The sequence below is a fragment of the Pantoea sp. UBA6567 genome (assembly GCF_002434165.1).
Taxonomy (GTDB): Bacteria; Pseudomonadota; Gammaproteobacteria; order Enterobacterales; family Enterobacteriaceae; genus Pantoea; species Pantoea eucrina.
The window spans coordinates 161,560-180,012 of record NZ_DJJN01000006.1 but is presented as its reverse complement, the minus strand read 5'-3'; the positions used below and the strand labels follow the sequence as shown (position 1 = coordinate 180,012).

The following is an 18,453-nucleotide window of genomic DNA, read 5'->3' as shown; positions in this document are numbered from 1 at the left end:
ATTATCAGGTCGTCCCGGTGGCGGGACGACCCGGGGGTCAGTTGACCTGCGTGGCCGGACCAAATACTGCGTAATCTGGCAGAGTCACCTGCTGATAATTTTCCCAGCCGCCGCCCAGCGCTTTATAGAGCGCGACCAGATCGAGCGCGCTTTGCGTACGCGCCTGAACCGACTGTGCTTTTGCCTGCGCCAGCTGCCGCTGCGCATCCAGCACGTCAAGAAAGGTCGTCAGGCCCTGTCGATAACTGTCGCTGGCCAGGTCGAATGTCCGCTGCAGTGCGCCGGTGGTTTCATCCAGCGCGGTAACCTGCTGCTGATCCGCCCGGTAGCTGACCAGCGCATTCTCCACATCCTGCAGCGCCGTCAGCACTGTCTGCCGGTAATCCAGCGCGGCGCTGGCCTGCTGTGCCCGCGCCAGCTTCACGCTGGAAACCAGTCGTCCGCCCTGGAAAATCGGAATAGAGAGTGACGGACCGATGCTGAAAAAGTGGCTGCTCCAGTCATCAAGGTAGCTGGCGTCGGTGTTCCTGACCCCGAGCTGCCCCGTCAGGGAGAGATCCGGGAAGAGGCTGGCAACCGAGACGCCAATATTGGCGGTCTGCGCATGAAGCGTGGCTTCAGCCTGACGAATATCGGGCCGCCGGCGCGCCAGCGTCGCCGGGATCCCTACCGGTACCAGACCTGGCAAGGCTGGCAGCGCTTTCGCCGTCATCAGCTCACTATCCAGCGCACCGGGCGTTTTACCGAGCAGGACCGCCAGACCGTTCATCGCCTGCCGCGCCTGCGCCTCATACTGCGGCAGCTGCGCATTAAGCGAGGCGAGCTGCGCCCGGGCATTTTCCACATTTGTCGCCGGTGCCAGCCCGTTTTGCTGCTGGCTTTGCGTCAGCTCCCAGGTCTCCTGCGCCACCTTTATCTGCGTCTGCAGCGTAGCCAGCACCGCCTGCGCCCCGCGCAGCTGCAGATAGGCGCGCGCCACTTCAGCTTCCACTGAAATCAGCACGTCGTCACGCTGTGCGACAGCCGCCTGCTGCTGCGCATCGGCGGCCTCCATCTGCCGGCGTACCTTGCCCCAGATATCCAGCTCCCAGCTGGCATCAAAGCTGCCCTGATAGAGCGTTACGGAATGGTTCAGTCCATCCAGCTGTCCGGCGATATCATCATCCACCCGATCGTATACGCCGTTGGATTTCAGCAGACCTTTCAGGCCCAGCTGCTGGCGCGTGACTTTAGCTGAGCCATTCAGCGCGGGAAACAGCCCCCCGCGCGCCTGCGCCAGCTGCTGCCGCGCACCGGCGATGCGTAACACCGCCTGCTGCAGCGAGAGGTTACCGCTGATGGCGCGATCGATCAGGCTATTGAGCTGCGGATCGTTAAAGCTGCGCCACCAGAGCGGGTTGGGTGCGGCGGCCAGTGGCTTAGAGTTTTCCTGTGACGACAGTGCGCGAAAGCTGCCGGGCGTCTGCGGGCGCGGGGGCTGATAGTCGGGGCCGACGGCACAGCCCGCCAGCAGCAGCGTCAGCGGCAGCGCAACGCGCGAAAAGGTTCTCATTTTAGTGTGCTCCTGCACTGCCTTCGCTCTTAATCGGCGAAAGTAACCAACATAGAGGGATCAGTATCATGGCGACGATGCTCAGTCCCGTGAACACGTCGATATAGGCCAGAATGCGCGCCTGAGCGATCATCTCCTGATAGAGCTGACCCGCGGCAAGCTGCAGCGGATCGCCAGCTACCTGCGTAAAATCGCGGATCGCCTGAGCCCACTGCTGCAGTGTCAGGTTGAACTGCTCATTCAGCGGCGACATGTTATGCACCATGTGCGCGGAACGCACCTGTTCACGCTCGGTGATCCCGGCGGTTGCCAGTGAGATACCGATAGAGCCGGCCACGTTACGAAACATGGTAAACAGCGCGGACGCATCGGCGTTAAGCTTCTGCGGGATGGTGACAAACGCAATGGTGGTAAGCGGAACAAACAGAAAGCCCAGCCCGATAGATTGCGCGCTGCGCATCATCACCAGGGTTTTAAAATCCACGTCCGGCGTCAGCGTACTGGAGTAAAAAAAGGCCAGCGCCAGGCAGCTGAAGCCGAAGGCGATAATATAGCGAGTCTGCACAACTGGCATCAGCTTCAGTACCAGCGGAATGGTCAGCACGATCAATACGGCTCCGGGCGACAGCACCAGTCCTGACCAGGTGGCGGTATACCCCAGATCCTGCTGCGCCAGCTGCGGCAGCACCACTGAGCTGCCGTAGAGGATCATAGCCATACCGGCCATCAGCAGACCGGCGACCCAGAAGTTGCGATCTTTCATCACGCGGATATCCACGACCGGCTTACGCGCATAGAGCAGCCAGTAGACCGCGCCCACCAGCCCCACCGCGGCCAGCATGGCGAACAGACGAATAAAGTGCGAAGCGAACCAGTCTTCATCTTCACCGCGATCGAGAAACACCTGCAGACAGCCAAGGCCAAGCGTGATCAGGCTGATGCCGATATAGTCAATTTTCAGCCGGCCTTTATCCCACTTGCGTTCCCACGGCGGATCTTCAAGCAGCTGGTAAATCGCCAGCACGGTTAAAATCCCTACCGGAATATTAATAAAGAAGACCCAGCGCCAGCTGTAATTGTCGGTGATCCAGCCGCCCAGCGTCGGGCCAATCACCGGTGCTACGATAATCGCAATTGAAGAGAGGCCAAAGGCTTTACCGCGATCGGCCGGCTTGAAGTAGTCGAGCAGTACCGATTGCTGAACCGGCTGCAGGCCGCCGCCAAAAAAGCCCTGCAGCACGCGAAACAGAATGATTTGCCACAGCTCGGTGGCAATGCCGCAGAGAAATGAGCAGATAGTGAACATCACAATACAGATCAGGAAGAACTGCTTGCGGCCAAACAGACGGCTAAAGAAGGCGGAGATCGGCAGCACAATGCCATTCGCAACCAGGTAGGAGGTGAGTACCCAGGTGGATTCGTCATAGCTGGAGGAGAGCGAACCCGCAATATGCGGCAGCGCAACGTTTACGATGGTGGTGTCCAGGATCTCCATGAACACCGCCAGCGTAACCGTGATGGCGACCAGCCAGGGGTTGCTGGCCGGGCGCCAGCTCTCGCCTGCACTCATTCTACTGTCACCTCAGGCTCTACCGAGAGTCCAAGCGGCAGTGGATGAGCAGGATCCAGTCCGCTATCGATAACGATTTTAACCGGGACGCGCTGCACAATTTTCACATAGTTACCGGTAGCGTTTTCCGACGGGAAGGCGGAGAAACGTGAGCCTGACCCCATCTGGATGCTGTCGACGTGGCCGTGCAGTTTCATATCAGGCCATGCGTCCACGCTGATCTCGACTTTGTCACCCGGATTCATGCGCGCCAGCTGTGACTCTTTAAAATTAGCGGTGATCCAGATGTCGGGTGACACCAGCGAAAAAAGGGCTGACCCCGCCTGCACCAGCGTACCGAGCTGCACGTTGCGTTTGGTGACAAAACCGTCGTAAGGGGCACGTACTTCAGTGTAAGAGAGATTCAGCTCTGCGGTATTAAGCTGCGCCTGCGCCTGTTCCACCTGCTGCTGGCGCGCTTCCACATTTGTTTCCTGTTGCCGGATCTGCAGTTTGACCTGTGAGGCGACCTCAACCTGCGCTTTAGCACTCTGCAGCTGCGCTTCCGCTGAGCGCAGCTGCGCCGCGGCGGTATCGATATTACGCTGAGACGTGGCGCGGGGATCCACGCCGCGCTGCCGGCGGTAATCCGCCTGCGCATTAAGTAAGTTCGCCTGCGCGCTCGCCTGCTGCGCCAGCGCCTGATCGCGCTGCGCCGGATACTGCACGCGCGACAGCGCCAGCTGCGCCTGCGCCTGATGCAGCTGAGCCTGAGCCAGCCCCAGCTGTGCTTTTGCCTGATCGCGCTGTGCAGCACTGTCGCGCGGATCGATCACCACCAGCAGATCGCCTTTTTTCACCCGCTGGTTATCTTTTACCAGCAGCTGCACCACGTAGCCTGAGGCTTTAGGTGCCACGGTAACGGCGTTACCTTCCGTAAAGGCGTCATCGGTGGTTTCAATATTGCGGGTGGTAAACCAGAACCAGAACCCCACTATCAGCATAATCACCACAACAATCGCGAGAATAATCAGCGGCTTTTTACCCGGTCGCTTACGCGGCTGATCGTCATCCCTGTTTTTGTCCTGCTGCTGCTGGCTGTTGTCCTGCTGCGGATCGTTGTCGTTATCTGACGGCTTCTGCGGGTCCTGCTGCTGATTTTCGCTCATAATTTGTCATCACTGGCTGAAAGCCCGATCCCCGGGCATAAACGGTCAACTTAACATTAGATAATAAATTGACAAATTCCAGTGTAACTTTACATAAGCAGAGACAGGCGGCACGTTCTGCCACAGTCGCTGAAAAGGCGCTGAAGAGCCAGCGCCCGCACTCAGTGAAGCCACTGCAGCAGCAGCCAGCCGCACAGCATTGACCACGCCAGCATCGGCAGTGAGAAGAGATGAAAACGCCACCAGACTTTTTTATCCTGCGCCATGCGCAGCGCAATCAGGTTCGCCAGCGAGCCCGGCAGCAGGCCAAAGCCGCCAATATTCACCGCCCAGGCGAGCACCACAGAGGGATCGGTTTTTTGCAGCAGCAGGATAGTGGCCGGGACATTACTGATAAACTGCGACAGGCCGATAGCCAGTAAATAGATACCGCCCTCCCCCAGCTGTCCGATACGGGCAAACCACGGCTGCAGCGCAGGCAGATGCATGAGCAAAAAGACGTCGATAAACATTGCGACAAAAACCAGCAGCAGGCTCCAGTCAATGGCGGCCAGCACCCCTCGCGCCATGATCAAAAAGCAGGCGGCGACCAGCAGCAGCGCCCAGCCCGTCATCTTCAGCTCCAGCGCCACGATAAATACGATATAGAGCAGCAGGCTGACGCTGAACAGGCGCCGGCTCCACTGCTGCGCACCGGCGTCACTGTGTTTATCTATGTGCTGCGCCGGGAAGCTCCACCAGGTCAGCGCGACCAGCGTTATCATCAGCACGGCTGCCAGCGGCAGCATCTGCAGGATGAATCCGCCCACGCTCAGCGAGCCGTGACTCCACAGCAGGATATTTTGCGGATTGCCGACCGGGGTCAGCAGCGATCCGGCGTTAACCGCCAGTGCTTCAAAGATAATGAGCCGCGAGACCGGCAGATGGGAAAATTTGCGCAGCGTCAGCGTCAGCGGCACCAGAATAAATAGCGCGACATCGTTGGTCAGAAAGGTTGAAAGCAGCGCGGCGGCGCAGACCATAAACAGCGCCAGCGCACGTTCATGCTGAAAGCGCTGAATCAGGCGAGCGCCCAGTACGTCAAAATAACCGCTGTTCTCCAGCCCTTTCGTCAGCATCAGCAGGCCGGTCAGCGTCATGATGGTCTGCCAGTCGACAGAAGCCGGCAGCTGCGACCAGCGATACTCTGCCAGCGGCAGCAGTATCACACCCAGCAGTAACAACAAATGCAAAATACGGTCACGCATTAAGGATCGAAGCACGATGGGCATGATAGCGGCAGGCCTTATAAGTTAGCGATTCTCATAAAATTTCTGAAAGACGGCCAGGGTTTCGTCGCTGACGTGATGCTCCAGCCCTTCAGAGTCGCGGCGTGCGGTCTCCGGGCTGACGCCTAATGCCAGCAAAAACGTTTCAACGATATGGTGGCGAACGCGGCTCGCCTCTGCGAGTTTTTCACCTTCCGGCGTCAGGAAGACGCCACGATAGGGCACCTGCTCTACCAGGCCGGTGGTGCTCAGGCGCTTCAGCATTTTTGCCACAGTAGGCTGCGATACGCCGAGGCGCGCCGCCATATCCACCTGACGCGCCTCACCAAATTCACGAATGAGATCGGAGATCAGCTCGACGTAATCATCAATCAATTCACGACGATGAGCTTCGCGCACCTGACGAAAGCCTTCAACATGCTCCTCAATATCCTTAAGCGGCCCCTGAGGGGTATTGATGGCATTTTTCGCACGACGACTCATTAAGCTTCCTCTTTATTATCTGCCGCACCTTACCTGCCGTGCGGACTGGCTGCGCTCATTGTAAACCAGGCGCAAATAAGCACAAATTTTTCATGAATAGTGTTGGCTAAAGAGTATAGCCAATGCTATCTTTGTACATGATGTAAGCGAAAAGCGTGAAAAGGCAGCAATGTCCGGTACGCACCAGCGCTTACGCATCATCTGTTATTCATGGGGAGGTGAAGATGAGCACCCTGAAAAACTGCCTTGATTGTGGCAAGTGCCCGCCAGCCGCTCAGCGCAAGCCCGCTTTTGATATTAAATCGCTGCTCTGCCTGTTCAGCCGCTCGCCCTTTGCGCTCCGCCTGATGCTGCTGGAAAAGCTCGCAGGCAAAAAGTGTGAACGCCCGTGCAACCAGATTATCTGGCGCGGCTGAAAGCCCGCAAGGCTACTGCTTAACCCGCCCGATGGCGGGTTTTTGTTTTTTTGCTCTGCTGCACCGGCATCTTCTTCAGGCAAAAAAAAACGGCCCCCTGCGGGACCGTTTCATGTGCAACTCTGGTCTAAGCTGAACTTAGAAGCTGTAGCCGACGCCAGCGATCCAGGTGCCTACGTCAACGTTGCGGATGCGGCTCTGCTCGTAGCCCACGTCCAGTGCAACGTTTTCAATTGGGTTGAACTGCATACCTGCGCCGTAAGCGATGCCAACGTCGCTGCTGTCAGATTTAGACTGACCGGCAGATTCATTCTGCTGGAATTTACCGTAGCCGATACCTACAACGCCGTAGATGCTCGCCCAGTCGTTCAGACGGTAAGCCGGGCCGCCGGTGAAGCCGTAGTACTGGCCTTTATTGTAAAAGCCATCTTCAGTACGATCTTTTTCGGTGTAGGTGAAAGAACCGATCCAGCCCAGTGGGTTGGAACCGTCTTCATAGCGGTATTTCAGGTTGAAGCCGTTAGCTTTGTTAGCAACGCCCTGATAATCGCTCTGTGCGTAACCGCCAGAAACGGTGCTCTGTGCCATGGCTGAGCCAGCAGAAACTGCCAGTACACAAGCCAGTGCTGAAAGACATGCAATTTTTTTCATAACCACCTCAAATGTGAAAATACTTCTCTCCTGACAACGCTAAAAATATAACAAAAGTTAGGGAGAAACTCTGCCCGGATTTTGTTGTCCAAGAGATTGTTTGGTGTAACAGAAAGTTAATGAAGTTTCCTATGTCATTCATTTTACTTATAAAATGCCTCCCTGTTTAGTTCAATAATTCTGCGAACAAAAAATGCCTTTAAGTAAATTCCTAAAGTAATCTGACAATTCTTTACAAAATTGGCCCTGTAAACGGCTCTTTTTTAGCCATTTTCTGAAGCGAAACTGGCCTTATTTTTTCCCGTCAGCCTGCAATTGCTTTAAGCTACTCTCCTTCGCTCACCCCTCATTTCCGGAATCGACAACAGGATGTCTGCGCCTCTTTCTCGTAAAAATAGCTTTCCCGTATGGCTGCCCATTGTGATTTTGCTCTTCGCTATGATGTCGCTGCAGGGTGGCGCCTCGCTGGCAAAATCGCTGTTTGACGTCGCGGGCGCGCCCGGCATCACTGCGCTGCGTCTCGGACTCGGTACGCTGCTGCTTTGTCTCTTTTTCAAACCCTGGCGTTTGCGCTTTACTCCGGCGCAGCGTAAACCCCTGCTGATTTACGGCCTGGCGCTCGGCTGTATGAACTTTCTGTTTTACCTCGCCCTGCGGACAATCCCGCTGGGTGTGGGCGTGGCGCTGGAGTTTCTCGGTCCGCTGGCGCTGGCGCTGGCAGGCGCGCGCCGCCTGCTTGATTTTCTCTGGATAGCGCTGGCAGTCGCCGGGCTCTGGTTTCTGCTGCCAATCGGTGACGGCATCAGCCATATTGATCCGCTCGGCGCACTGCTGGCAGTAGGTGCCGGCGTCTGCTGGGCAATCTATATCCTCTCCGGACAGCGTGCCGGCGCGGAGCACGGCCCGGCAACGGTGGCAATGGGCTCGCTTATCGCTTCTGTTATCTTCGTGCCGCTGGGACTGCTGTTTGCCTCCCCCGGCATCTGGCACTGGGAGATCCTGCCGCTGGCGCTGCTGATCGCCCTGCTCTCCAGCGCAATTCCCTATTCACTGGAGATGATTGCCATGACCCGCCTGCCGGCGCGGATCTTTGGCACCCTGATGAGCCTCGAACCGGCTGTCGCGGCCCTTTCCGGCATGCTGTTTCTGGGTGAACAGCTTACCCTACCGCAGTGGTCAGGACTGCTGGCGATTATCGCCGCGTCGGCAGGCACCACGCTGACCATGCGCCAGAAAGCCCGTCTGAAAGAAGTCGCCTGAGTTACGCTTAATTAACGCTGTCTATCGCAGCCTGTTATTTCAGCAGGCTGCGCCGGCATCCGGAATCATTATCATTCCGTTATTGCATCGCCGGGCCGTTATTATTTTGTCACACAGATAACATCTTTAAGACCTATATAATAAACCATTGATTATGGTTACTTAATTCATGATTGCATCCGCAACGCTGCATGATGTCTTTATCTATCTCTGCTATCGGCCAGATCGCTTCAGCATATTTTATAACAGCTGCTATACTTATTTCCGTGCTTGATTAGGACAACATCAATTAGAGGACATAAATGATGAGTACCGCAAAACTGGTTAAAAACAACGCTTCCGATCTGATTTACACCCGCAATGATGTGGCTGACAGCGAAAAGAAAGCCACCATTGAGGTGCTCAACCGTCTGGTTGTGGAATTCATTGACCTGTCCCTGATCACCAAACAGGCGCACTGGAACATGCGTGGCGCAAACTTTATTGGCGTGCATGAGATGCTGGATGGTTTCCGTGCTGCTATCACCGAACATCAGGACACCATCGCTGAGCGCGTGATCCAGCTGGGTGGCGTAGCGCTGGGTACCACGCAGGTCGTGAATGATAAAACGCCGCTGCAGAGCTATCCGCTGAACATTCACAGCGTTCAGGATCACCTGAAAGCGCTGGCCGATCGCTACGCCATTGTGGCTAACGATACCCGCAAAGCGATCACCGAAGTCAAAGATGAAGATACTGCCGATATCTTTACCGCAGCGTCCCGTGACCTCGACAAGTTCCTGTGGTTTATCGAAGCCAATATCGAATAATCATCAGAGGCGGGTTAACCCGCCTTTTTTTATTGCTTCAGATCCGCTTTTTTGACCCTGTTAACACTTCTTTCATCCCACCCTTTCCTTGTCATTATCCTGATGCACACTGTGGCTGCACCAAAAATGTTTCATGCACCATAATAGTGCCCACAAATGGTGCAAACGATCATTTTTCTGCAAAATCGTGTCAGCTGACAGCCCTGCCGCCGGTAATTTCGGGCTGTTATTAAAGTTGGCATAATTTTTTCATATGACAGTCGTAGTGCAGACCATCAGGTCTGCAGAGCAATAAAGGATAAAATGATGAAGTCTCTGTTTAATGTCTCTGTGGCCGCGCTGGCGCTGGCCTTTTCTCTTTCTTCTACTGCCGCAGATAAAAAACTGATTGTCGCAACCGACACCGCATTTGTTCCTTTCGAGTTTAAGCAGGGCGACAAATATGTGGGTTTTGATATCGACCTGTGGGATGCGGTGGCAAAAGAGCTGAAGCTCGATTACACCCTGAAACCTATGGATTTCAGCGGTATTATTCCGGCTCTGCAAACCAAAAATGTCGATCTGGCGCTGGCCGGTATTACCATTACTGACGAACGCAAAAAAGCTATCGACTTCTCTGATGGCTACTATAAAAGCGGTCTGCTGGTGATGGTGCGCAATAACGAAAACGAGATCAAAGGCATTGACGATCTCAATGGCAAAACCGTTGCGGTAAAAAGCGGAACCGGTTCGGTGGACTACGCCAAAGCGCATATCAAGACCAAAGATTTGCGTCAGTTCCCGAATATCGATAACGCCTATATGGAGCTGGGAACCAATCGCGCCGACGCCGTGCTGCATGATACGCCGAATATTCTCTACTTTATCAACACCGCCGGCAAAGGTCGTTTCAAAGCGGTTGGTGAGTCTATTGAAGCTCAGCAGTATGGTGTGGCGCTGCCAAAAGGCAGTGATGAACTGCGTGACAAAATCAACGGCGCGCTGAAAACGCTGCGCGACAACGGTACGTACAACACAATCTATAAAAAATGGTTCGGTACTGAGCCAAAATAATGCCTGCATAAGCGGGCTTATGCAGCAGGGCGCCCTTTGCGCCCTGCTTTTACCTTTTCCATTGCAACATATTCCGGAGTAACACCATGGAGTTTGACTGGAGCGTCATCTGGCCAGCCCTGCCGATTCTGATCGAAGGCGCCAAAATGACCCTGCTGATTTCCGTTCTTGGCCTGATAGGCGGCCTGATTATCGGCCTGGTGGCTGGCTTTGCCCGCGCCTACGGTGGCTGGATCACCAATAACGTCGCGCTGGTATTTATTGAGCTGATCCGCGGCACACCCATTGTCGTGCAGGTCATGTTTATTTACTTTGCGCTGCCAATGGCTTTTCCCGATCTGCGCATCGATCCTTTCACGGCGGCAGTCGTGACCATCATGATCAACTCAGGCGCCTATATTGCTGAGATTACGCGCGGCGCCGTGCTCTCTATCAACAAAGGCTTTCGCGAAGCGGGACTGGCGCTGGGCCTGTCACGCCGCGAGACCCTGCGCTATGTGATTATGCCGCTGGCCCTGCGCCGTATGCTCCCGCCGCTGGGCAACCAGTGGATTGTCAGTATTAAAGATACCTCGCTGTTTATTGTTATCGGCGTGGCGGAACTGACGCGACAGGGCCAGGAGATTATTGCCGGTAACTTCCGTGCGCTGGAGATCTGGAGCGCGGTTGCCATTATCTATCTGATTATTACGCTGGTGTTGAGCTTTGTGCTGCGCCGTATTGAGAAAAGGGTGAAAATCCTGTGATTGAATTTAAAAACGTCTCTAAAAATTTCGGTCAGACGCAGGTTCTGCACGACATCAATCTGAAAATTAATCAGGGCGAAGTGGTGGTGATTATCGGTCCTTCCGGTTCCGGTAAATCCACGCTGCTGCGCTGTATCAACAAACTGGAAGAGATCACCAGCGGCGAACTGATTGTGGACGGCATGAAAGTCAACGATCCGAAAGTTGATGAGCGGCTGATCCGTCAGGAAGCGGGTATGGTGTTTCAGCAGTTTCATCTGTTTCCGCAGATGAGCGCGCTGGATAACGTCGCCTTTGGTCCGATTCGCGTCCGCGGCGCGAAAAAAGAGGAGGCCCACAGGCTGGCGCGCGAGCTGCTGGGCAAAGTGGGCCTGGCGGAACGGGCGCATCATTTTCCGGCTGAACTCTCCGGCGGTCAGCAGCAGCGCGTGGCCATTGCGCGGGCGCTGGCCGTGAAGCCAAAAATGATGCTGTTTGATGAGCCGACGTCCGCGCTCGATCCGGAGCTGCGTCATGAAGTTCTGAAAGTGATGCAGGATCTGGCCGAGGAAGGCATGACGATGGTGATCGTCACGCATGAAGTGGGGTTTGCACAGAAAGTCGCGTCGCGCCTGATCTTCATTGATAAAGGTACGATTGCGGAAGATGGCGATCCGGATACCCTGATTACCGCGCCGCCAAGCGAACGTCTGCGCGAGTTCCTGCAGCACGTTTCCTGACGCGCTGCGCGCGCTGAATAAGGCCGCACCGGGTAACCGGGCGGCCTTTTTATCGGGTGATACGCTTAGCGCTTCATCCGCTGCGCGCGGGTGGCGGGCGTCATAAAGCTCCAGGCGAGGAAGCGGCTCTGTTTCTGACCCTGCGCCATATTGACGATGCGCACCTCACAGGCCTCCGCCGCAAGCCGATCGCGCAGCGCCGGTAAGTTCTCTTTTCGCGAAACCAGCGATGTAAACCAGACAATGCTGCTGCCCTGCGCGACGCTCTCATCGATCATCCTGCCGATAAACGCCAGCTCGCCCCCTTCACACCATAACTCAGTCTGCTGACCGCCAAAATTGAGCGGCGCGTTCTGCTTCAGTCCCAGATTGCGTACTTTGCGCTGGCTGCCCGCTGCAGCATCAGTTGCCGATGCGTGAAACGGCGGATTGCACATCACGGCATGGTAGCGCTCATTTTTATGGATCACGCCGCTGAAAATCGCCTGCGGCTGTTTCTGGCGACGCAGACGTACCGCACGCTGCAGGCCGGGATTACCCGCCACAATCTGGCTGGCGGCGGTAATCGCCTCAGCGCTGGTATCCGTACCGGTAAAACGCCAGCCATACTCGGCGTGGCCAATCAGGGGATAAATGCAGTTGGCGCCGCAGCCAATATCCATGACGTCCAGATCGCGCGGGATCGCCCCGCCGTTATCACCCGCCAGCAGATCGGCCAGCGCGTGAACGTAATCAGCACGCCCCGGTACCGGCGGCGTCAGATACCCTTCCGGCAGCTGCCAGTTAAGGTTATAAAAGAGCTTCAGCAGCGCCTGATTAAGCAGCATTACCGCCTGCGGATCGGCGAAATCGATCGACTGCTCGCCGTGACCGTTAGGACGAACCTTCGGCGCAAGCGGCGGATGCGCGGCAATCAGCGCAGGAAAATCGTAACGCCCCTGATGGCGATTACGCGGATGAAAGGGCGCACTGGCGGCTGGCTTATTCATAGTCTCTCCGGAAAGTAAGGCGGGCGTAAGATACTCCGGCTGCCGCCAGCGCACAATCCGCTTACCGCAATTTTACGTTTACACCAGACTCTCTGCGAACCCTTTTCCTGCAATGCACGCCGCCTGCCGCGACGTGCCTTCACCCTGACCCAGGAGTTTTTATGACGCGCCATCGCTACAGCTACCAGCCCCGGACCGGACACGGCCTGCCCCACGATCCGCTGAACGCCATTATCGGTCCGCGTCCGATTGGCTGGATCAGCTCCCGGAGCGGCAGCGGCCAGGATAATCTTGCGCCGTACAGCTTTTTTAACTGTTTTAATTACCAGCCTCCGATCATCGGCTTTGCCAGCAGCGGCTGGAAAGACAGCGTGCAGAACATCAGCGAAAGCAAGGTGTTTGTCTGGAATCTGGCCACGCGTCCGCTGGCGGAAGCGATGAACGAAAGCTCCGCCTCGGTCAGCAGCGATGAGTTCGCGCTCGCGGGCCTGACGCCGGTTGCCGCTTCCCATATCGACTGCAGCATGGTGGCAGAGAGCCCGGTTAACTTTGAGTGTCGCCTGACGCAGCTGATCCGGCTGCAGGATGCGCAGGGCGGGGAGCTGGAGAGCTGGCTGGTGCTGGGTGAAGCGGTCGCCATTCATATTGATGAGGCCCTGCTGGAGGATGGCATTTACCAGACCGCCAGAGCGCAGCCGATTCTGCGCGCCGGGGGGCCTTCTGCCTATTACGGCATCAGTGAGGCGCAGCGTTTTGATCTGGTCCGCCCGGACGCGCGTAAGCGGTAAGCGTTTAACGCTTTCCTGCCGCCAGCAGCGCGCCGATCAGCTGCTGCAGCACCGGCTGCAGCTGTGAGGCGCGCGCTGGGTGCCAGGCAAAAGTCAGCGACTCATCCATATAGTTGTGCTGCGCCAGCTCCAGCTGTACCGCCTCGACGCCCTGCGCCGGCTGACCATAGGCGCGCGTAATATAACCGCCTTTAAAACGGCCATTCAGCACCCAGCTATAGCGCTGCTGAGCGTTACATACCTGCTCCAGCGCGTCGCTCACCGCCGCTGAGCAGCTGGCGCCATCACTGGTTCCCAGGTTCAGATCGGGCAACACGCCGCTGAACAGCCGGGGCACCCGTGAAGCGATAGAGTGCGCATCAAACAGCAGCGCATAGCCATATTGCGCTTTCAGGCGCGCCAGCTCCTGCTGCAGCTGCTGATGATAGGGCTGCCAGAGGGTCTGCAGATAGCGCTGACGCGTCGCCCGATCCGGCGTCATGCCCGGTCTGAACACCGGCGTGCCGTCAAACAGCGTCTCTGGCCAGAGTCCGGTAGTGGCGGTGGTATAGAGCGGCCGGTCGTCAGGCGGCCGGTTGAGATCGATAACGAAACGGGAATAGCGTCCGGTCAGCACGCTGGCGCCGATATCCTGCGCAAAATCGTACAGCTGCGGCAGATGCCAGTCGGTGTCCGGCAGCGGGCGTGCCGCGTCGCTCAGCCCCGCCTCAACCTCCGGCGTAAGCTGCGTACCGGCATGCGGTATTGAGATCAGAAGCGGCAGCCTGCCCGGTATAAAATCAAAGCTCATTGTGCTTCTCCACGATAGATAACCCGGCACGGCAATTCGCCGCCCAGCCAGTAAGCCAGCTCGCCCGGACGCGTCAGCGGCCAGTGAACAAAGCTGGCGACTTTGCCCGCCTCCAGTGAGCCGTGCGTCTGCTGCAGACCCAGCGCTTTCGCGCCCCACAGCGTCACCCCCGCCAGCGCCTCCTCCGGCGTCATGCCAAACAGCGTACAGCCCATATTCATCATCAGCCGCAGTGAAAGCGCGGGTGATGTCCCTGGATTAGCATCGCTGGCGAGCGCCATCGGGACGCCGTAGCGGCGGAACAGCGCGACCGGTGGCCGCTGCGTTTCGCGCAGCAGATAGAACGCTCCCGGCAGCAGCACAGCAACGGTGCCATGCTCTGCCATCGCGCGGACATCCTCCTCGCTGGCGTACTCCAGATGGTCAGCGGAGAGCGCGCCATAGCGTGCGGCCAGCGCCGCCCCGCCCTGCGCCGAGAGCTGCTCAGCGTGCAGTTTGACCGGCAGATCCAGCGCGCGCGCCGCATCAAACACCGCGCTGACCTGCGCAGGCGACAGCGCCAGATGTTCACAGAACGCATCCACCGCATCCGCCAGCCCCTCCTCTTTTACCCGCGGCAGCAGCCGCTGGCAGATAATATCGATCCAGCCCTGCGGATTGGCGTGAAACGCCGGCGGGATCGCATGTGCGGCCAGGCAGGTTGCGATGACATCAGCCGGCACGCCGGCTGCCAGCTGGCGTATGGCCCGCAGCATTTTCAGTTCGCTCTCTTCATCAAGCCCGTAACCCGATTTGATTTCTACCGTGGTGACGCCCTCCGCCAGCAGATGCGCCAGCCGCCCGCGCGCTGACGCCACCAGCGCCTCCTGTGAGGCGGACCGCGTGGCGCGTACCGTGGCGAGAATACCGCCGCCCTGCGCAGCAATTTCTGCATAGCTGGCACCGTTGAGACGCTGCTCAAATTCCGCGCTGCGATCGCCGGCGAACAACAGATGCGTATGGCAATCCACCAGCCCCGGCGTGATGATGCCGCCGCTAAACGTATGCCGCTGACGCGGCGCAAATGCCGGCAGTTCACTGCGCGCCCCGACCCATATCAGTACGCCGTTATCCACGGCCAGCGCGCCATCGGTGATGATGTTGTAGCGCCCGTCGCGCAGCGTAACGATATCTGCGCCCAGCCACAGGCTGTCGATCTGCTTCGCGTCTCTCATGCCCTGTTCCCTGCGTACGGGCGATTTACACACCCGGTTAAAGTATGTATATGTATATACAACTTTCCAGCCTGAAGGATCAACCATGACCACCTATTTTGCCCCGCGCGCTCAGCTGGCAGATGGCTGGCACAGCCACGTGACGCTGGAGGTCAGCGACGCCGGTTTTATCACCCGCGTTACGCCAGATAGCGCGCCGGGCGCTGCTATACCGCTGGCGGGGGCCGTCATTCCCGCCATGACCAACCTGCACTCGCACGCTTTTCAGCGCGCGATGGCGGGACTGGCTGAGGTGGCGGGCGATCCGCAGGACAGCTTCTGGACCTGGCGCGAGCTGATGTATCGCATGGTAGCGCGGCTGACGCCGCAGCAGGTGGGCGACATTGCGACCTGGCTCTATATTGAGCTGCTGAAAGGGGGCTACAGTCAGGTTGCTGAGTTTCACTATCTGCATCACGATCCGCAGGGCCAGCCCTATCCGGATGATGCCATGCTGCAGCAGCTGATGCTGGCCGCTGAGCGCACCGGCATCGGCCAGACGCTGCTGCCGGTGCTTTACAGCTACAGCAGTTTTGGCGCACAGCCCGCCAGCGCCGGACAGCGCCGTTTTATCCAGCAGACCGGCGCTTATCTGCAGCAGCTGCAGCGCGTGGCCGCGGTCTGCGCAGATAAACCGCTGCTGAACTACGGCGTCTGTTTTCATTCGCTGCGCGCGGTCAGCGAAGCGCAGATGCACGACGTGCTGGCCGCAGCGCCGGGCGATCTGCCGGTCCATATCCACATTGCCGAGCAGGAAAAAGAGGTCAGCGACAGCCTGGCGTGGAGCGGTGAGCGTCCCATCGCCTGGCTGATGCGCCGCTTTAACGTTGATGCACGCTGGTGCCTGATCCACGCCACCCATCCGGATGAGAGCGAGCTGCAGCAGCTCGCCGCCAGCGGTGCCGTTGCGGGATTATGCCCGACGACTGAAGCCAACCTCGGCGACGGTATTTTTCCGGCGAGTACCTATATTGCCCGGGGCGGACGCTGGGGGATCGGCTCTGACAGCCACGTCTCGGTCAGCGCCCGTGAGGAGCTGCGCTGGCTGGAGTACGGGCAGCGGCTGCGCGACAGGCGGCGTAACCGTCTGGCGCTGCCGCAGCAGCCGTCGGTGGGCGATCTGCTGTGGCAGCAGGCTGCGGCCGGGGGCGCTCAGGCGTGTGGCATCCGCAGCGGCGTGCTGGCACCCGGCCTGCGCGCCGACTGGCTGGTACTGCGCGACGACCCGCTGCTCAGCGCAACCCCTTCCGATGCGCTGCTCAATCGCTGGCTGTTTGCCGGCGCGCGCAGCGGGATCCGCGATACGTTTGTCGCCGGCCGGCAGGTGATCGCTGACGGCCAGCATGCAGAAGAGGCGCAGGCGGCCATCCGCGTTGCCGACGCGCTGCGGGCGCTGCAGTGATCCGCCGCTTTTGCCACGACGCGCTGCCGGTCAGCCGCTGGCGCAACGGCGGCGGCGAGACGCGCGAAATCGTCAGCTTTCCCCCCGGCGCGGCGGATTTCGCCTGGCGGGCCAGCATCGCCACGCTTGACGCCAGCGGCCCTTTTTCGCTGTTTCCTGGCGTGGATCGGGTGATTACCCTGCTGCAGGGCGACAGCCCGCTGCTGCAGAGCGGCGGGCTGACGCACCGGCTGCAGCCCTGTCAGCCGTGGCGCTTCGCCGGAGAAGCCCCGGTGCAGGCGACAGTGCACGGCCGCTGCAGCGATTTCAATATCATGACCCGCCGCGACAGCTGGCGGGCGGAGGTCAGCATCCTGCAGCAGGCACCGCAGCAGAGCCGGCACGGGGTGGCGTATGTGTTAGCCGGTGCGTGGCAGTACGCCTCCGGCGAGGTCCTGCACCAGACGCAGGGGATCTGGTGGCTGGATGAGCCACTGACGCTGACACCGCAGAGCTGCGATGCCCTGCTGCTCTGGTGCCGGCTCAGCCGTGTCCTTTAAAACGTCCCAGCAGCTTATAGCGCGAGCCGGGATAGAGCAGCCGCGCATAGGTCACGATCTTACTGTCGCTCCACGTCTGCCGCCGAATCAATAAGCATGGTTCGTGCTCCTCCAGCGCGAGATGCCTGCGCTGGCGCAAATCGGGCAGTACCGCCTCAACAATATGCTCGCCGGCGGTCAGCGGCGCGACCCGCATCAGATAGGTATAAGGGGTAACGCTGTGATAATCCTGCTTCAGGTAGTCCGGCGCCATCTGCGGGTTCACCAGGCGATCTTCCAGCTGTACCGGCAGATCGTTTTCGTAATGCACCATCAGCGAATGAAACAGCGGCTGGCCGGTGCGCATCCCCAGCAGCGCCGCCTGCTCCGGATCCGCCCGCCCCTGCGTCAGGGTCAGGATCTGGCAGCGGTGCTGATGACCGCGCTGCGCAATCTCATCCGCAATATTGTGCACCTCCAGCATCGCCGTGTAGCCTTTCATCTCCGCGACAAAGGTGCCCACCCCCTGCATACGCAGCAGGTAGCCCTCGGCGGTGAGTTCACGCAGCGCGCGGTTGATGGTCATCCGGCTCACGCCCAGCTCGCTGACCAGCTCGCTCTCGGAGGGCACACGCTGCCTGGCTTTCCACTCTCCCGCGCGGATCTGGCTGATAATCGCCTGTTTGACGCGCTGGTAAATCGGTGCCGGTTCATCGCCCATTGCGGCGGCTAACTGCGCCAGTGCCGTTTGCTCGGTCATCTGCTGTTCCTTTCTGCTCTGAGAAGGAAAGTTTACTGTTCCGCCAGGCAGATGTATAGACATGCAGTAGTGCAGCGCAGCGGCTGCGGGTGCAGAGGCTGCTGCTTTAGCGTGCAGCAGGCTGGCTGATTAGCCTGCCTGCCCGCAGTGCGGCACATTTCACAAATTGCAGTGAAACTGGCATAGCGCTTGCTACTTGTATAGACAGGAATAACAAACCTGTGCTTCACTCGGTTTACCGCGGGTGAAGTAACCTGACGCATGGCGTTAAGAAGCGT

19 protein-coding genes are annotated in these 18,453 nt (G+C 58.3%); 9 read left to right on the top strand and 10 right to left on the bottom strand.

The genetic code is table 11. From position 1 onward, the window contains the following. Positions 1-37 precede the first annotated feature (37 nt). From B4M48_RS06830 to mntR, 5 genes are all read right to left on the bottom strand, one after another. Positions 38-1,552, bottom strand: coding sequence for an efflux transporter outer membrane subunit (locus B4M48_RS06830; RefSeq protein ID WP_288656284.1), 1,515 nt, complete (start codon positions 1,550-1,552; stop codon positions 38-40). A 1-nt stretch (position 1,553) separates the two neighbouring features. Next, on the bottom strand, positions 1,554-3,122 hold the full coding sequence (locus B4M48_RS06825; RefSeq protein ID WP_071669025.1) for a DHA2 family efflux MFS transporter permease subunit: 1,569 nt from the start codon (positions 3,120-3,122) through the stop codon (positions 1,554-1,556). Further along, positions 3,119-4,270, bottom strand: coding sequence for an HlyD family secretion protein (locus B4M48_RS06820; RefSeq protein WP_071669024.1), 1,152 nt, complete (start codon positions 4,268-4,270; stop codon positions 3,119-3,121). The genes B4M48_RS06825 and B4M48_RS06820 overlap by 4 nt, the downstream gene beginning before the upstream one ends. Positions 4,271-4,431: 161 nt before the next feature. Then, positions 4,432-5,541 (bottom strand): SLC13 family permease, encoded by a 1,110-nt coding sequence (locus tag B4M48_RS06815; RefSeq protein WP_039383419.1) that lies wholly within the window; start codon positions 5,539-5,541, stop codon positions 4,432-4,434. Positions 5,542-5,562: 21 nt separating this feature from the next. Then, the gene (gene mntR, locus B4M48_RS06810; RefSeq protein WP_039383416.1) at positions 5,563-6,021 is read right to left on the bottom strand and encodes a manganese-binding transcriptional regulator MntR; all 459 of its coding nucleotides are present in this window, start codon (positions 6,019-6,021) and stop codon (positions 5,563-5,565) included. A gap of 224 nt (positions 6,022-6,245) precedes the next feature. Between mntR and B4M48_RS06805 the strand changes: the two genes are divergently transcribed. Further along, a complete protein-coding gene (locus tag B4M48_RS06805; protein ID WP_039383414.1) occupies positions 6,246-6,437 on the top strand; it encodes a hypothetical protein in 192 nt (63 codons plus the stop codon). Between the two features lie 138 nt (positions 6,438-6,575). Here B4M48_RS06805 and ompX read toward each other — a convergent pair whose 3' ends face one another. Next, the gene (gene ompX / locus B4M48_RS06800; protein ID WP_039383413.1) at positions 6,576-7,088 is read right to left on the bottom strand and encodes an outer membrane protein OmpX; all 513 of its coding nucleotides are present in this window, start codon (positions 7,086-7,088) and stop codon (positions 6,576-6,578) included. Between the two features lie 369 nt (positions 7,089-7,457). Between ompX and rhtA the strand changes: the two genes are divergently transcribed. From rhtA to glnQ, 5 genes are all read left to right on the top strand, one after another. Then, positions 7,458-8,348 (top strand): threonine/homoserine exporter RhtA, encoded by an 891-nt coding sequence (rhtA, locus tag B4M48_RS06795; RefSeq protein ID WP_039383412.1) that lies wholly within the window; start codon positions 7,458-7,460, stop codon positions 8,346-8,348. A gap of 305 nt (positions 8,349-8,653) precedes the next feature. Then, the gene (dps, locus tag B4M48_RS06790; RefSeq protein WP_039383410.1) at positions 8,654-9,157 is read left to right on the top strand and encodes a DNA starvation/stationary phase protection protein Dps; all 504 of its coding nucleotides are present in this window, start codon (positions 8,654-8,656) and stop codon (positions 9,155-9,157) included. A 306-nt stretch (positions 9,158-9,463) separates the two neighbouring features. Next, positions 9,464-10,210, top strand: a complete 747-nt coding sequence (glnH, locus tag B4M48_RS06785; protein WP_039383409.1) for a glutamine ABC transporter substrate-binding protein GlnH — start codon at positions 9,464-9,466, stop codon at positions 10,208-10,210. Between the two features lie 86 nt (positions 10,211-10,296). Next, the gene (glnP, locus tag B4M48_RS06780; protein WP_039383407.1) at positions 10,297-10,956 is read left to right on the top strand and encodes a glutamine ABC transporter permease GlnP; all 660 of its coding nucleotides are present in this window, start codon (positions 10,297-10,299) and stop codon (positions 10,954-10,956) included. Continuing rightward, the gene (gene glnQ, locus B4M48_RS06775; protein ID WP_039383405.1) at positions 10,953-11,675 is read left to right on the top strand and encodes a glutamine ABC transporter ATP-binding protein GlnQ; all 723 of its coding nucleotides are present in this window, start codon (positions 10,953-10,955) and stop codon (positions 11,673-11,675) included. The genes glnP and glnQ overlap by 4 nt, the downstream gene beginning before the upstream one ends. A gap of 65 nt (positions 11,676-11,740) precedes the next feature. Here glnQ and rlmF read toward each other — a convergent pair whose 3' ends face one another. Further along, positions 11,741-12,664: a 23S rRNA (adenine(1618)-N(6))-methyltransferase RlmF gene (gene rlmF, locus B4M48_RS06770; protein ID WP_104084699.1), complete on the bottom strand. Its 924-nt coding sequence runs from the start codon at positions 12,662-12,664 to the stop codon at positions 11,741-11,743. A gap of 161 nt (positions 12,665-12,825) precedes the next feature. On the opposite strand from rlmF, the gene B4M48_RS06765 reads away from it, so the two are divergent. Continuing rightward, positions 12,826-13,452: a flavin reductase family protein gene (locus B4M48_RS06765; RefSeq protein ID WP_071669021.1), complete on the top strand. Its 627-nt coding sequence runs from the start codon at positions 12,826-12,828 to the stop codon at positions 13,450-13,452. Between the two features lie 4 nt (positions 13,453-13,456). Here the strand turns inward: B4M48_RS06765 and hutG are convergent, their stop codons facing one another. Next, positions 13,457-14,242: an N-formylglutamate deformylase gene (gene hutG, locus B4M48_RS06760; RefSeq protein ID WP_039383398.1), complete on the bottom strand. Its 786-nt coding sequence runs from the start codon at positions 14,240-14,242 to the stop codon at positions 13,457-13,459. Further along, positions 14,239-15,456, bottom strand: coding sequence for an imidazolonepropionase (gene hutI / locus B4M48_RS06755; RefSeq protein ID WP_039383397.1), 1,218 nt, complete (start codon positions 15,454-15,456; stop codon positions 14,239-14,241). The genes hutG and hutI overlap by 4 nt, the downstream gene beginning before the upstream one ends. Positions 15,457-15,541: 85 nt before the next feature. On the opposite strand from hutI, the gene B4M48_RS06750 reads away from it, so the two are divergent. Together B4M48_RS06750 and B4M48_RS06745 are read left to right on the top strand one after the other, a co-directional pair. Then, the gene (locus tag B4M48_RS06750) at positions 15,542-16,897 is read left to right on the top strand and encodes a formimidoylglutamate deiminase (RefSeq protein ID WP_104084696.1); all 1,356 of its coding nucleotides are present in this window, start codon (positions 15,542-15,544) and stop codon (positions 16,895-16,897) included. Next, positions 16,894-17,436: a HutD family protein gene (locus B4M48_RS06745; protein ID WP_071669018.1), complete on the top strand. Its 543-nt coding sequence runs from the start codon at positions 16,894-16,896 to the stop codon at positions 17,434-17,436. The genes B4M48_RS06750 and B4M48_RS06745 overlap by 4 nt, the downstream gene beginning before the upstream one ends. On the opposite strand, the gene hutC is transcribed toward B4M48_RS06745, so the two are convergent. After that, on the bottom strand, positions 17,420-18,175 hold the full coding sequence (gene hutC, locus B4M48_RS06740) for a histidine utilization repressor (RefSeq protein WP_039383392.1): 756 nt from the start codon (positions 18,173-18,175) through the stop codon (positions 17,420-17,422). The two genes, B4M48_RS06745 and hutC, sit on opposite strands and share 17 nt — an antisense overlap. Between the last annotated feature and the right edge of the window lie 278 nt (positions 18,176-18,453).